The following is a 14,016-nucleotide window of genomic DNA, read 5'->3' as shown; positions in this document are numbered from 1 at the left end:
CCGCGCCGGGTGCGGGGCGGGCACCGAGTGCGACGGTGGAGACCGGGCTGATGAAGGGGAAGGTGCTCCCCCTCCAGGCGTTCATGGTCGGCTACCCGAGCCGGCTGGTGGTGCAGCAGTCGAAGGTGCGGGTCCAGCGCGAGTGCATGAAGAGCCTCGGCTTCGAATTCGCTCCACCGCAGCCGGGCAGCTATCCACCGCCCAATTTCGACGGCGCCAACATGGCACGCCGGTACGGGGTCAGCGTTCCCGCGGAGGCTGAGAAGTTCGGGTACCACCTGGCGAACGACATCGGCGAGCCGCCGCTGTTCGAGCCCGGACCGGCGGCCGGCGTGGCGCTGAAGGGAAGGGGCCCGAACGGCGAGAAGCCGGCCGACCCGCGCATTCCCGAAGGTGGCTGCCTGGGGGAGTCCGACCGGAAGGTCGGAAACCTGGACGAGACGCTGGTGAACCAGCTCAACGGCGACAGCTTCGAACGCTCCCAGTCGGACCCGGCGGTGCTTCAGGCGCTCGCGGCTTGGAGCAGTTGCATGAAGGGCAAGGGCTACACGGCTGCGAGTCCGCTGACCGTGAACGAGCAGCTGAAGAACCGTGGATCGCGGACGGTTTCACCGGAGGAGATCGCCACGGCGGTGGCGGACGTCGACTGCAAGCAGGAATCCGACCTCACCCGAACCTGGTTCGAGGTCGAGACGCGGATTCAGAACGACCTCATCGGGGGGAACCAGCTCGCGCTCACCGAGGCGCGGGACGCCAACGCCCTGGTCGTCAAAGCGGCTTCGGGGGTCGGCTGAGGATTTCCCAGGAGAACCCGCGGGTTCCGTCGAGAAGTGACCGGATGGCCGTACGGAGGAGGGTGCCATGGCTGACGAGATGGTGCTGCGAGCACAGAAGTTCATCAACACCGCTTATGCCGCTGTGCCGGACATACCAAAGCTGGAAGAAGACGGAAAGACGTCGTGGACGGTGATGTACGCCCTCACCCGGGCACTTCAGTACGAACTGAACATCACGCCGTTGTCCAACACCTTCGGTCCGACGACGCTCTCCGTCCTGGAGTCGCGGTATCCGGTCATCGACCGGAGCAACAACAACGCGAACATCAACCGGATCGTCCAGTCCGGGCTCTACTGCAAGGGGTACGACGGAGGTGAGATCGACGGGGTGTACAACTCCCGGGTCTCCGCGGCCGTCGTCAAGCTGAAGCAGCACATGGGCGTCGACGGCGTATACGCCGGTGACGGCCTCACGCCGAAGATGTTCAAAGCGCTCCTCACCATGGACCCCTACGTCGTCGTGACGGACGGCACCGCCGAGGTCCGTGCCATCCAGCAGTGGATGAACGGTCAGTACGTCCACCGCCGGAACTTCTTCATCATCCCGTGTGACGGGCACTTCTCGCGGGACGTCCAGAAGGCGCTGATGCTGGCCATCCAGTACCAGATCGGCATGAGCGACGACGTGGCCAACGGAGCCTTCGGCCCCGGGACCAAGGCCGGGATCCAGAGCAACACGCTCTCCGTGGGCTCCTCCGGCACCTGGGTCCAACTGTTCACCGCAGCCATGGTGTTCAACGGCCGCCGGGTCGCATTCGACAGCACCTACACGACCAGTCTCCAGGGGTCGGTGAAACAGTTCCAGTCGTTCCTCAAGCTCCCGGAGAGCGGCCAGGGGGACTACCAGACGTGGGCGTCGCTGCTGGTGTCCACCGGTGATCCCAACCGTCAGGGGACCGCGCTGGACTGCGTCACCCAGATCACGCCGGAGCGGGCCGACGCGCTCAAGGCCGCGGGGTACCAGATCGTGGGGCGTTACCTCTCGAACGTGGCCGGCACCACGCTCAACAAGAAGATCCAGCCCGGCGAGCTGGACGTGATCACGGGCAAGGGCCTGCGGATCTTCCCGATCTACCAGACCTACGGCGGCTCGGCGAACTACTTCAGGCCCGAGCAGGGGCGCGCCGACGCACTGGCGGCCGTCGACGCGGCGAGCGAGTACGGGTTCAAGCGGGGCACGCGGATCTACTTCGCCGTGGACTTCGACGCGCTCGACTATCAGGTGACCGACAACATCATCCCGCACTTCCGGGCCATCAAGGACATGATGTCCTACCTCGGGGACCGCTACCAGATCGGCGTCTACGGTCCGCGCAACATCTGTTCGCGGGTCGCCGGGGCGGGGCTGACGACGGCGAGTTTCGTGTCCGACATGTCGACCGGTTTCTCGGGGAACCTGGGGTTCTCCATGCCGCCGGACTGGGCCTTCGACCAGATCTCCACCATCACGGTGGGAAGTGGCGCGGGGCAGATCGTGATCGACAATGACATCGCCTCGGGCCGGGACAACGGGCAGAACACGTTCGACGCGGTGCCCAGCGGCCAGCGCCTCGACGTCCGGTTCGACCTGAGCATGCGGGCGGCGCTGCTGGCGGACATCCAGGCCTGCCTGAAGGCCTACGGTTACGAGGAGACCAGCTTCGGGAAGAACTTCTCGACGACCGCGTGCGTCGACGAGGTCCTCCACTACGACCTGCTCTTCACCTCGCTGGCAAGGAACCTGAGGATCCGCAAGGCGCTCCTGCAGGTTCCCGTCCTCTGGGAGATGCGCAACATCTCGCTGGAGGACGACGTCGCCGACAACCTGGTCGCCTCGCACTTCCTCCAGGGGACGCCGGGCACCCCCCGTGACTCCAGTACCGGACTCGCCCAGATCTTCGGCGCGACCGCGATCGCGGCGCGCAACTACGCGGTCCGCCAGGGCGTCCTCAACGACGTGATCAAGGACTTCGACAACGACGCCGACCAGTGGGAGATCTGGAAGAAGCTCAACCAGGACAACGCGTTCACCGTCGGAACCGTCCCGTACGTGCACATGTGGCACGCCAGTCTGATCCCCCAGCGCCGGCCCGACCTCGACTACACCGAGACGGAGGTGCTGAACCTCCTGGCGCGCTACCAGGGGACCACGCCGGAGGCGATGGTCGAGGCACGCAAGCGGCTGGACGTCTACCGGGTGTTCGAGAAGTATCAGGCACCCATGCGAAACCTGTAGAAGGGTAGGTTCGATGACCAGCAGTGTCGCGCAGGGGCGAGGCTCCTGGCGCTCGCACACGTGGTTCGGCTGCTCGGTGGCCCTGGTGCTCAACGGGGTGCTGGCCGTCCTGAGCATCGTGCCGCTGCGGACCGGATGGCGCTTCCTGTCGGACTTCGTCTTCGCCCGGCTCGGCTGGACGACGGCGAACCCATCGGACGTCGACGACGGACCCTTCGGCTCGTTCCTGTTGACGGGCCTGACCACCGTCCCGGTCCTCGCGCTCTTCCTGCTGGTCAACCTCTTGGTAGCTGCTGCCCTGAAGACGAACAGGGTGACGTACTGGCTGATCGCCGTGGTGGTGCTGCCCGTGCCCGCGCTCGTCCGGCCCGACCTCTGGTCGGGGTTCGGATGGAACTGAGCGGGCCCGGGCCGGGCGCCCCACGGCGATCACCTCGAATAGGGAGGCGAGAAGGTGGCTGACATCCTTCGCCGGACGGTCCTGTCACGGGCCGCCGGTCTGGGCATCGGAATGGTCGTCGCATCGGGCGGCGGGTCGGCGTTCGCGGTCGGGGCACAGGCGGAGCCCACGGCCGGCGAGCCGGGCGGCTCCGCCCCGGTGCCGGAGGCCCTGCGCAAGGAACAGGCCCGGGTGAAGACGGGCAAACCCAGCGCGAACGGCTGGGAGATGGAGAACGTGGTCGACGACCACGGGTCGGTGTGGACCCAACCGATCGCCGGAAGCGGCGTCACCGTGGCTCTGCGGACCGGCGACGTGGCGACCGTCCTGACGCACGTGATCAGGCGCTTCAACTACGAGATCGCGATGCTCGGGCCGGACGAGGTGATCGGCTACCGTGAGCCGGGAAGCTTTCCGACGCGGCACGAGAGCAACCATGCCTCCGGGACGGCAGTGGACATCCGCCCCGACTGGTACCCGCTCGGCGCGACCGACGGCTACTTCGCGCACCAACTGGAGGTGCTCCGGGACATCCTCGCCGACTGCGAGGGGGTCGTCCGCTGGGGCGGCGACCTCAAGCCCGTCGACCAGGGGCACTTCCAGATCGACGTGCCGCCCGGCGACCAGCGGCTGAAGGCCGTCGCGGACAAGATCCGCCGCTGGAACGACGAGCCCGGCGCGGGCGCCGGCATCCTGGTGGACCCGCGGCACGCCCAACGGCAGCAGAAGGCAAGGAGCCTGGAGCTGGTACAGCGGCCGTAGGCGGTCCCCTGGCCGCCGGTCCGTCGCACGGCGGTCCGGCGGCCACCCGGTCGGCGCCCGCGACGGACCGGCCGCCGGGTCGTGGACGGGCGGCCGGTAGGGTGCGTGACCATGACGGACACGCGGGGCACGCACCCCTCCGAGCCCGCCCACCCGACCGGCAACGACCTGCACCTCGACCTCCCCGCCGGAGGCGGCCGCCGCGCCGCGCTGATGGCGGCCCTGCGCGAGGCGATCCGCAGCGGCAGACTGGCCCCCGGCACCCGGCTGCCGCCCTACCGCGCCCTCGCCGCCGACCTCGGCGTGGCCCGCAACACCGCCGCCGAGGCCTACGCCGAACTCGTCGCCGAGGGATGGCTGACCGCCCGTCAGGGCTCCGGCACCGCCGTCGCCGAACGCGCCGAACCCGTCCCGCGCGCCCGGGCCCGCCGGCCCTCCCGCCGCCCCGGTCCCGGCCACGACCTGCGCCAGGGCCAGCCCGACGCCGCCTCCTTCCCGCGCAGCGCCTGGCTCGCCGCCGCCCGCCGGGCGCTCATCGCCGCCCCCAACGAGGCCTTCGGGCCCGGCGATCCCCAGGGCCGGCGCGAACTGCGCACCGTCCTCGCCGACTACCTCGCGCGCGCCCGGGGGGTGCGCACCGACCCCGACCGGATCGTGGTCTGCTCCGGCTTCGCCCACGCGCTGAGGTTGCTCTTCGACGGCGCCGCGCCCGTCCTGCCGCCCGCCGAGCACGGCCCGCTGGCCGTCGAGGCGTACGGGCTGGGCTTCCACCGCGGGTTGCTGGCCGCCGCGGGCATCACCGCCGTGCCGCTGCCGATCGACGAACGGGGCGCCCGGACCGGCGAGTTGGCGCAGCGCCCGGACGTCCGGACGGCCCTGCTCACCCCCGCCCACCAGTTCCCCACCGGGGGCCCGCTGCATCCGCGCCGCCGCGCCGCCGTGGTCGACTGGGCGCGCGGGCGCGGCGGGCTGGTCCTGGAGGACGACTACGACGGGGAGTTCCGCTACGACCGCCAGCCGGTCGGCGCCCTCCAGGGGCTCGACCCCGAACGGGTGGTCTACCTCGGCAGCACCAGCAAGAGCCTGACCCCCGCGCTGCGGCTCGGCTGGATGGTGCTGCCCGACCACCTGGTGGACCGGGCGCTCGCCGCCAAGGGTGAACGCGAGGGCTGGGCCAGCGCCCTGGACCAGCTGACCCTCGCCGAGTTCATCGACTCCGGCGGCTACGACCGGCACGTGCGCCGGATGCGCCGCCGCTACCGGGACCGCCGCGACCAGCTGGTGGCCGCGCTCGCCGCCCGCGCCCCGCACGTCGAGGTGTCCGGCATCGCGGCCGGGCTGCACGCGGTGCTGCGCCTGGAGCCGGGCACCGAGCGCTCGGTGATCAAGGCCGCCGCGTACCGGGGCCTGGCCGTCGACGGGCTCGCCGACTACCGGCACCCGGCGATCGGCGAGGAGGCGATGCCCGCCGTCGACGGCCTGGTGGTCGGCTACGCCACGCCGCCGGACCACGCGTACCCGGCGGCGCTCGACGCGCTCTGCGACATCCTGCCGCCGTGTGCGTGAGGACGGATCCGGAACGTCGGGAGGGCCGGCGAAGCATAGGCCCCCGGACGCGTCCGTGGGGGCGGAACGCGAGCGGCGGGTGCGCGGTGTCCGCTCGCTGCTCCTGCGTCGGTACGGACCGGGGCCGAGGAGTGCAACCCCGGCGGAGGCGGCGCCTACGCTCCATGGTCATGCGCAGAACACATCTGAGCCGCGCCGCGCTCGCCGCGTGTCCGGCCCTCGTCGTCGGTCTGCTCCTCTCCGCCGCCCCGGCCGCCCGGGCCGACAGCAGGCTGCCCCTCACGGCCGTCTCCGACAAGCAGACGACCGTCCGGGGCGGCGAGTTCACGCTCACCCTGACGCTCACCAACCCGTACGACACCCCGATCCAGTTCGTCTACCAGAGCGTCCAGGAGACCTACGGCACCAGCCTGGAGACCGGTCTCAAGTTCACCGCGACCGCCTGCGGCACCCAGACCAACGGGTGCAGTGACAACGTCCACGGCGGCATCGCCCGCTACGACGTGCCACTCGCCCCCGGCGCCAGCAGCGCCTTCACGGTGACGTACACCGTCGCCCCCGATTCGGCCTGCGGCCCCGACACCCGGATCGACTTCTACTCCTACCTGTACTACGAGTACCGTGGCGGCGAGTCCAACAACTCGGGCATCGTCGGCATCCCCGGCACCCAGGTCGCCTGCGCCTGACCCATCGGTACCGCCGGTACCGTCGGAGGACGCCGCAGGTGTGCCGTCCTCCCCGGTGCAGACCCCCACTGCGCACCCCCCGTCCACCCGTCAGGTGCCGGCTTCCCCGTGCCGGCACCTGACGGGCCGTTCGTGTCCCCGCGGCCGGTCGCCGGAGCCCGGCCGCTGCGCCGCGCGGGTGTCCGCCGCCGGGACGGTGCGCCGGGTGGACGCCGGGCGACGGCCTCCGGGCCTCGGCAGGGCCCCGGCCGGGGCGGGAAAGCCGATGGCGGCGCGGGGGCCACAGGGGCGAACGGATGTTTCCGGAGTTTGCCGGGCGGCGGGGGCGGACCGGGCGAGATTCACCCTATCGGGGGGTAGTCGGCCTCCGTTCGGGTTCGGCCGGGTCCTGGTGATCTAGGGTTCCGGATGGGCCGCCGGGAGACGGTGGTCGCACTTCGCGAAATTCGCCAATGCCCCCACCGGTAAGCGGATCTGATGATCCGTCATGACATGCGTTCGTCAGGGCCGACTGGTATGCCCCTGGACGCGTGACCCGATCACAGGAATGGAGAGCCCTGCCGATGACCGTGGACACGAGCCCGGAGGCAGTGCAGGCCAAGCAGCAGAGTCTTGCGACGGCTGCTGCCCGGAACCTTGCCACCACGACCAAGTCCGCCCCGCAGATGCAGGAGATCACCTCCCGCTGGCTGCTCAAGGTGCTTCCCTGGGTCCAGGCGGCCGGTGGCGCCTACCGCGTCAACCGCCGGCTCACCTACACGGTCGGCAACGGCGTGGTGGAGTTCATCAAGACCGGTTCCCAGGTCCGGGTGATCCCGGCCGAGCTGGGCGAGCTGGCCCTGCTGCGCGGCTACGAGGACGACGAGGTCCTCACCGCCCTGGCCGACCGCTGCCAGCAGCGGGACTTCGGCCCCGGCGAGGTGCTCACCACCCAGGGCGAGGCCGCCGACAAGATCTTCCTGATCGCGCACGGCAAGATCAACAAGATCGGCACCGGAAAGTACGGCGACGAGACCGTGGTCGGTGTGGCCGGCGACGGCGACCGCTTCGGCGAGGACGCGCTGCTGAACCCCGACGCCGCCTGGGAGTTCACGGCCAAGACCGCCACCGCCGGTGTCGCCCTGACGCTGACCCGGGCGGACTTCGCCGCCATCCGGGACAACGCGCCCAGTCTGCAGGAGCACCTCCAGGCCTTCCTGGCCCTGCCGCTCCAGGCGCAGAACGAGCGCGGTGAGGCCGCGATCGCCATGTCCGCCGGTCACCACGGCGAGTACGAACTGCCCGGCGCCTTCGTGGACTACGAGCTCAAGCCCCGCGAGTACGAGCTGAGCGTCGCGCAGACCGTCCTGAAGGTCCACACCCGCGTCGCGGACCTGTACAACCAGCCGATGAACCAGACCGAGCACCAGCTGCGGCTGACGATCGAGGCCCTGCGCGAGCGCCAGGAGCACGAGATCGTCAACAACCCGGAGTTCGGCCTGCTCAACAACGCCGACTTCGACCAGCGCATCCAGACCCACTCCGGCCCGCCCACCCCGGACGACCTGGACGAGCTGCTCAGCCGCCGCCGTGACCCCGACTACCTGCTCGCCCACCCGCGGACCATCGCCGCCATCGGCCGGGAGTTCAACGCCCGCGGGCTGTACCCCACCCACGTCGACCTCGGCGGGCAGCAGGTGCCGGCCTGGCGCGGGGTGCCGATCCTGCCGTGCAACAAGATCCCGATCACCAAGGACAACACGAGCTCGATCCTCGTGATCCGGACCGGTGAGGACAACCAGGGTGTCATCGGTCTGCACCAGACCGGCATCCCGGACGAGTACCAGCCGTCGCTGTCGGTCCGCTTCATGGGCATCGACGAGAAGGCGATCATCTCGTACCTGGTCAGCGCCTACTACTCGACCGCCATCCTGGTGCCGGACGCGGTCGGCGTGCTGGAGAACGTGGAGATCGCGCACCGCCGCAGCTGAGCGCGCAGAACGGCGAGCGTGGGCCGTGACCGGTCGGCTCGAAGATCGTTTGATCTGATGGCGGACGGCCCGCCCCGGGGGCGGGCCGTCCGCCCGGCCATGTCCGATCATTTCCGGTTGCACCGATGCAATCCCGGTTGGGAATGCGACCTCATCCGACGCTTCTGCCCGTTCTGCCCCTTCCCGCGCGGCCGTTCGGCCCGAGCCCGTTCCGTCCTCCCCGGACGATCCGAGAGGTGTGTGGAGCCCATGCCCCAGCGTCGGCAGATCCGCCGGATATCGTCCGGCGGTGGTGGGAGCGCGGTCCCCGGGCGGCGGGTGCGGCTGATCGGCGCGACGTTCGGCGTGGTCGCGATCTGCGCGCTGGCCGGCGGTGCGACGGCCTCCGGTGCCGTGCATCCCGGCGGACACCCGCACGGCCCGGTGGTGGACACCTGTGTGTGCAGCGAGACCGACGTGTCGATGTCGGTACGGCCGGGCGGGCAGGTGAGCGTCGGCGTGGACGTGGACGTTCAGGTCGCGGTCGGCGTCGTGCCGAGCGCCGGCCCGGGGCACCACAGGCCCAGGCCCCCGCACGGGCACCATCACCCCTGCCACACGCCCACGGCCACCCCGACGCCCACTCCGAGTCCGACGCCCACCCCCACGCCGACGGCGAGTCCGACCCCGACTCCCACCCCCACGCCGTCACCGACGTCGGCGTCCCCCAGCCCGACGACGCCGGACCCCACCCCGTCGCCCGCATCGCCCGTGCCCCCGGCATCGCCCGCACCGCCGCCTGCCCGGGCCCCTGCCGCCCCCGCACCGGCCGTGCCCGCCCCGGTTCCGGCGGCCCCCGCGCCGGCCGCCCAGAGCCCGGCCGTGTCCGGCCCCGCAGCCTCGCCGAGCCCGGCGCGTCCGAGCCCGCTGCCGCCGACCCCGTCGGCGCGAGCGGTGTTCCACGCCCCGGCGACGAAACCCATGTCCGTGGCCCGGCACCACCAGGGCATCTCGGTGACCACCACGATGCTGCTGGTCACCGTCCCCGCCGTGATCGCGGCGGCGGCCCTGCGGCCGGGCGGTGGTGGCCGGGGACGCGCCGGCCGTTCGAGCTCCTCCTGACCGTTCCCCGACGCTCCGTCGACCGATGTCCCGGCCGGGCAGTGGGTCCCGGCCCGCCGCCCGGCCGGGCAGAACCCGGGAGAGCCGACCCGAACCGGGCCGGGGTTCACCCCGTCGACCTGCCCGTTCCGTCACAAGCCAAGCCAGAGAAGGGAGTTCCCATGTCCGAGTGGGTGGCGTTGATCATCGCCATGGCGTCGGCCTGTGCCGTCGTGGTGGCGGTGGTGCTGCTGAGGCAGCGCCGGCCGATCGTGGAGGGGAGCACCGACGAGACCCCGGACGTCATCGAGTACATCACGATGATGATCGGGGTGGTCTACGCGATCGTCCTCGGTCTCGCCATCGCGGGTGTCTGGGAGGCGCGCGGCGCCGCCCAGGACGACCTGTTCCGCGAGGCGCAGTCGCTGCGCGAGGTGAGCGACCGTGCGGTGATCTACCCGGTGGAGTTCCGTGACCAGGTCCGGGCCGACGTGGACGCCTACGTCACGTACGTGGTGAACACCGAGTGGGACTACATGAAGGAGAACGGTGCGATCACCGAGAAGGGTGACCAGCTGCTCCGGAAGCTCCACGACGACGTCGCCACCCGGTCGCCCGCCTCCGACCTCGAGTCGCAGGCCTACCAGTCGATCATGGACCGGGTCGGTCAGGCCTCCGAGGCCCGCAATTCGCGCGGCCAGAACGCCGGGCCGACGATGCCCGGGGTGGTCTGGTTCGGCCTGATCGGCGGTGCGGTGGTGACCGTCGGCATGCTGTTCGCGCTCCAGATCCGGCGAACGTCGCGGGAGTTGATCCTGGCGTTCTGCTTCAGCGCGCTGATCGCCTTCCTGCTGTTCATGATCTGGGACTTCGACAATCCGTTCTCGCGGACCGTCTCGGTGACCACCCAGCCGTTCGAGGACCTCTTCCCCTCGCTCAACCTCGGCGGCTGAACGGGGCGGGGGCGGATCCGGGCAGATGATCTTCGGATAATCTTGCCCGGATCGTCGGGGGTCGGCCCTCGGCGGAGCGAGCGAGGAGATCGTCAGCCGTGTCCGACCCGACGCCGGATCTCGGTGCCCACTTCCCGCCGGCCCGCCCGGAGCGCGCCTGGTGGTGGCTGCCCGACTCGGAGCGGCTCCGGCGGAGGAAGCAGCGCCGGGCCTGGGAGGACTATCGGGAGCGCTACCGCAAGGAGGACCACGCCAGGGCCCAGCGGAAGAAGCACATCCGGAACGAGTCCGCGGACTGCTGCGTCGACGGCTGCTGCGAGTTCGCCGACCCCTGCCTGATCGCCCTGATCCCGGTGATGATGGTCTCCGGCGTCCGCTTCGCCCTCACCGGGGCGCGCGGGCACCGCACGGCCGATCCGTCCGCCCCCGCCCCGCGCGGGTTCGCGGCCGGGGTGCTGTACGGCGCGGTGCGCTACTACCGCACCGAGGTCAGCCCCCGCCGCCCGGCCTGCTGCCGGTACACGCCGTCCTGCTCGACCTACGCGGTGCAGGCGCTGCACCGGCACGGCGCGCTGCGCGGGGCCAGGCTGACGGCCGGACGACTGCTGCGCTGCCGACCGGGCGCGGGCGGGGCGGACCCGGTGCCGCCGCGCTGAGCCGCGGACGGCCCGCGCGGAGGTTCCGTGCGGGCCGTCGCAGTCCGTTCCGGGCGAGATCCTGACAAATCGTCAACGCAGGCTGCTGTCCGTCGAGTTGAGCATCGTGCCGGAGGCGTCGTCGTTCTCCAGGGAGAAGGCGAACAGTCCGCCCAGGCCCTTGCTCTTGGCGTAGGTCCCGCGCGCCTGGACGGCCTGCGGGGTGTCGCCGGTCCAGAAGTTGGTGCCGTCGTAGACCCAGCTGCTCTCGGTGACCGGGTCCCAGTGGGTCTGCGCCGCGATCGGGTTGAGCTCCTTCCAGGCGGCCAGGCCGGACTCCTGGCTCAGCGGCTTCTTCGCCGTCGGGCCGGTCGCGCTCTGGTACAGGCCGTAGCCGGAGCCGGCCGGGACGCCGGTCCAGCCGCGCCAGTAGAACGGGATGCCCAGCACGATCTTGTTCGCCGGGAAGCCGCCGGGGATCCCGTACTCGGGCAGCCCGGTGGTGTACGCGGTGAGCGTGGTGTCCACGTTGTACTTGCGGGTGCCCGGGGTGATCGGCGTGGTCGGGTCGGCCGGACTGTCGTGCAGCGGGTCCTGGTGGTTGGTCGGCCCCGTGGCGTCCCACGCGCCGTGCATGTCGTAGGACATCACATCGGCGTAGTCCAGGTAGGCGCCGATCTTGTCGGTCTCCAGCTGGGCGACCTTGTCCTGGCCGCTCGGCAGCGCGGCGGTCAGCAGGTACCGCTTGCCCTGGGCGGCGCCGAGGGCGTCCAGCTGGGTGCGGAACTCCTTGAGCAGCAGGGTGTAGTTCTGCTTGTCGGCCGCGGAGAAGTGATTGCCGGTGTGGCCGCCGGCCGAGCCCGGGTACTCCCAGTCGAGGTCGATGCCGTCGAAGAGGCCCGCGGCCGAGGCCGGACCGCCGGAGGCGTCACCCGCCACGCCGGTCGGCAGGTTCCCCTTGAGGAACATGTCGACGCACGAGGAGACGAAGGACTTCCGGGAGGAGTCGGTGGCCGCCGCGTCGGAGAAGTACTTGGAGTACGTCCAGCCGCCGATCGAGATGGTGAAGCGCAGGTTCGGGTACTTGGCCTTCAGCTGGCGCAGCTGGTTGAAGTTGCCCTTGAGCGGCGTGCGGTGGCTCTTCTGCGCTGGGCGGCCCGGCGGCCGGCGCGCTCCCCGGCGGGCTGAGCTGCGGGCAGGACACGGTCGTGCATGCGGTGGGTCCTCCGGATGTGTGGGGGTTCCGGCGGTGCGGTGGCCCGGACGGGCCGAGGGGAGCCGGCCCGGGCGCAGTGGGGGCGCGCGGGCTGGTGACGCGTGCTGACGAGTGGTGCGCGGACACGCCGGGCGGCCGACCCGTGCACGTCACGACTGAACAGATTGGACTGGACCAATATTCGTCGTCAAGGGTGTCCGCCCGCTGGACCGCCTCCGGCCCGGGTGGCGGCGGCCGGGGTGGCGGCGGCCCGGTAGGTTGGCCGGAACGAGCAGGCCCGTCGAACGGAGGAGGCGCGATGGACAGCCAGGACTGGGACGACCGCTACGCCGCGAGCGAGCTGGTGTGGGGAGCCGCGCCCAACCAGTGGGTGGTCCGCGAACTGGAGGGCAGGGCCCCCGGCCGTGCCCTCGACCTGGCCGCCGGAGAGGGCCGCAACGCCATCTGGCTGGCTGCCCAGGGCTGGGAGGTCACCGGGCTGGACTTCTCCGCCGTGGCCCTGGAGCGCGCCGAACGGCTCACCGCCGACCTGCCCGACGAGGTCGCCGACCGGCTCACCTGGCGCCACGGCGATGCCCGCGAGCTGGAGGCTCCCGCCGCCGGCTACGACCTCGTCCTGGTCGCCTACCTGCAGATCCCCGCCGCGCACCGCCGGGCCGCGCTGCGCCTGGCCGCCGACGCGCTCGCCCCCGGCGGCACCCTGCTGGTCATCGGACACGACCTGAGCAACCTCACCGAGGGCGTCGGCGGCCCGCAGGACCCGGCCGTGCTCTTCACCCCGGAGGACGTCCTGGCCGACCTCGCCGACCGCGGGCTGCGCACCGTCCGCGCCGAGCGGGTGCACCGCACGGTGGGCGGCGAGCCCGGGCACAAGGGCGGCGAGGGCGGCAAGGGAAGTGAGGCCGGTGGGGAAGCAGCGGGCGGCCGGGTCGCGGTGGACGCGCTGGTGCGGCTGGAGCGGAGCGCCGGATGACGGACCGGCCCGGCCGACGGGCCGTGCTCGGGGCGCTGGCGGCCGCCTCGCCGCTGGGGCTGGCGGGCTGCTCGGCGGGGAAGGCGGAGCGGACCGCCGCGCCCGAGCCGAGCGACCCGGGCCGTGAGGCCTTCGTGATGGTGATCCGGCACGGGGAGAAGCCCGACGGCGGCCATCCGGGGCTGGACGAGAGCGGCCGGCCGGACGGCAAGTCGCTCACCGGGGCCGGCTGGTCCCGGGCGAATGCGCTGCCCGCGCTGTTCGTGCCGCCCGTGCCCGGCCTGCGCACCCCGGCCCGGATCCTCGCCGCCGCCGACCGGGGCCCGCTGGCCGGCGCGCACAGGATGCGCCAGACCGTGACCCCGCTGGCCGGACGGCTCGGGCTGACCGTGAACACCGCGTACGCCGAGTCCCAGGAGTCCGCGCTGGCCGGCTCCGTACTGGCCTGGGAACAGCCGGTGCTGATCTGCTGGGAGCACTCGCGGATCCCGCGCATCGTCGAGGCGCTCGGTGCGGCCGGCAGCGGTGTGCCCGCCGCCTGGCCGGACCGGTTCGACCTGGTCTGGGCCTTCTCCCGGCCGGCCGGCGGGGCCTGGACCTTCCACGAGGTGCGGCAGCACCTGCTGGACGGCGACGACTGATCCGCCTGGCGGCGTACGACACGTGACACTGCGTCAACTAGCTT

The 14,016-nt window shown here is 71.6% G+C and carries 13 protein-coding genes; 11 read left to right on the top strand and 2 right to left on the bottom strand.

Translation table 11 applies throughout. The features are described 5' to 3' along the window. The first annotated feature begins 35 nt into the window (after positions 1-35). The 7 genes from AB0O11_RS18345 (at position 36) to AB0O11_RS18315 (ending at position 8,474) form a co-directional block, all read left to right on the top strand. Positions 36-794: a hypothetical protein gene (locus AB0O11_RS18345; RefSeq protein WP_363387568.1), complete on the top strand. Its 759-nt coding sequence runs from the start codon at positions 36-38 to the stop codon at positions 792-794. A gap of 67 nt (positions 795-861) precedes the next feature. Beyond that, on the top strand, positions 862-3,051 hold the full coding sequence (locus tag AB0O11_RS18340; protein WP_363387565.1) for a glycoside hydrolase domain-containing protein: 2,190 nt from the start codon (positions 862-864) through the stop codon (positions 3,049-3,051). A 13-nt stretch (positions 3,052-3,064) separates the two neighbouring features. Beyond that, positions 3,065-3,451 carry a hypothetical protein gene (locus AB0O11_RS18335; protein ID WP_363387563.1) on the top strand — a complete coding sequence of 129 codons (387 nt, stop codon included), beginning with the start codon at positions 3,065-3,067 and terminating at the stop codon, positions 3,449-3,451. A gap of 54 nt (positions 3,452-3,505) precedes the next feature. Beyond that, positions 3,506-4,252 carry a M15 family metallopeptidase gene (locus AB0O11_RS18330; protein WP_363387560.1) on the top strand — a complete coding sequence of 249 codons (747 nt, stop codon included), beginning with the start codon at positions 3,506-3,508 and terminating at the stop codon, positions 4,250-4,252. Positions 4,253-4,363: 111 nt separating this feature from the next. Then, positions 4,364-5,818, top strand: a complete 1,455-nt coding sequence (locus tag AB0O11_RS18325) for a PLP-dependent aminotransferase family protein (RefSeq protein WP_363387558.1) — start codon at positions 4,364-4,366, stop codon at positions 5,816-5,818. A 170-nt stretch (positions 5,819-5,988) separates the two neighbouring features. Continuing rightward, positions 5,989-6,504: a hypothetical protein gene (locus AB0O11_RS18320; RefSeq protein ID WP_363387555.1), complete on the top strand. Its 516-nt coding sequence runs from the start codon at positions 5,989-5,991 to the stop codon at positions 6,502-6,504. Between the two features lie 563 nt (positions 6,505-7,067). Further along, positions 7,068-8,474 (top strand): family 2B encapsulin nanocompartment shell protein, encoded by a 1,407-nt coding sequence (locus tag AB0O11_RS18315; protein ID WP_363387552.1) that lies wholly within the window; start codon positions 7,068-7,070, stop codon positions 8,472-8,474. Between the two features lie 584 nt (positions 8,475-9,058). On the opposite strand, the gene AB0O11_RS18310 is transcribed toward AB0O11_RS18315, so the two are convergent. Beyond that, entirely contained in the window at positions 9,059-9,493 is a 435-nt protein-coding gene (locus tag AB0O11_RS18310; protein ID WP_363387550.1) for a hypothetical protein, read from the bottom strand. A 243-nt stretch (positions 9,494-9,736) separates the two neighbouring features. Here AB0O11_RS18310 and AB0O11_RS18305 point away from each other — a divergent pair, with 243 nt between their 5' ends. Both AB0O11_RS18305 and yidD read left to right on the top strand, forming a co-directional pair. Beyond that, complete coding sequence (locus AB0O11_RS18305) at positions 9,737-10,507, top strand: hypothetical protein (protein WP_363387547.1); 771 nt, start codon at positions 9,737-9,739, stop codon at positions 10,505-10,507. 98 nt (positions 10,508-10,605) lie between these two features. Beyond that, complete coding sequence (yidD, locus tag AB0O11_RS18300) at positions 10,606-11,163, top strand: membrane protein insertion efficiency factor YidD (RefSeq protein WP_363387544.1); 558 nt, start codon at positions 10,606-10,608, stop codon at positions 11,161-11,163. 72 nt (positions 11,164-11,235) lie between these two features. Here yidD and AB0O11_RS18295 read toward each other — a convergent pair whose 3' ends face one another. Next, positions 11,236-12,435 (bottom strand): glycoside hydrolase family 18 protein, encoded by a 1,200-nt coding sequence (locus AB0O11_RS18295; protein ID WP_363387631.1) that lies wholly within the window; start codon positions 12,433-12,435, stop codon positions 11,236-11,238. Between the two features lie 221 nt (positions 12,436-12,656). Here AB0O11_RS18295 and AB0O11_RS18290 point away from each other — a divergent pair, with 221 nt between their 5' ends. Both AB0O11_RS18290 and AB0O11_RS18285 read left to right on the top strand, forming a co-directional pair. Further along, entirely contained in the window at positions 12,657-13,331 is a 675-nt protein-coding gene (locus AB0O11_RS18290; RefSeq protein ID WP_363387541.1) for a class I SAM-dependent methyltransferase, read from the top strand. Then, on the top strand, positions 13,328-13,972 hold the full coding sequence (locus AB0O11_RS18285) for a hypothetical protein (RefSeq protein ID WP_363387538.1): 645 nt from the start codon (positions 13,328-13,330) through the stop codon (positions 13,970-13,972). The genes AB0O11_RS18290 and AB0O11_RS18285 overlap by 4 nt, the downstream gene beginning before the upstream one ends. Positions 13,973-14,016 lie beyond the last annotated feature (44 nt).

It is taken from the genome of Kitasatospora sp. NPDC093102 (assembly GCF_040683915.1).
GTDB lineage: Bacteria > Actinomycetota > Actinomycetes > Streptomycetales > Streptomycetaceae > Kitasatospora.
Note: the sequence above shows the minus strand (reverse complement) of the source record. Positions and strands in the feature narration are given on the sequence as shown.

Excerpts from the sequence above, each read along its gene's own strand:
- AB0O11_RS18325 (WP_363387558.1), top strand. The coding sequence starts at position 4,364 with ATGACGGACACGCGGGGCACGCACCCCTCCGAGCCCGCCCACCCGACC.
- AB0O11_RS18335 (WP_363387563.1), top strand. The coding sequence starts at position 3,065 with ATGACCAGCAGTGTCGCGCAGGGGCGAGGCTCCTGGCGCTCGCACACG.
- AB0O11_RS18290 (WP_363387541.1), top strand. The coding sequence starts at position 12,657 with ATGGACAGCCAGGACTGGGACGACCGCTACGCCGCGAGCGAGCTGGTG.
- AB0O11_RS18285 (WP_363387538.1), top strand. The coding sequence starts at position 13,328 with ATGACGGACCGGCCCGGCCGACGGGCCGTGCTCGGGGCGCTGGCGGCC.
- AB0O11_RS18320 (WP_363387555.1), top strand. The coding sequence starts at position 5,989 with ATGCGCAGAACACATCTGAGCCGCGCCGCGCTCGCCGCGTGTCCGGCC.
- AB0O11_RS18315 (WP_363387552.1), top strand. The coding sequence starts at position 7,068 with ATGACCGTGGACACGAGCCCGGAGGCAGTGCAGGCCAAGCAGCAGAGT.
- AB0O11_RS18340 (WP_363387565.1), top strand. The coding sequence starts at position 862 with ATGGCTGACGAGATGGTGCTGCGAGCACAGAAGTTCATCAACACCGCT.
- AB0O11_RS18305 (WP_363387547.1), top strand. The coding sequence starts at position 9,737 with ATGTCCGAGTGGGTGGCGTTGATCATCGCCATGGCGTCGGCCTGTGCC.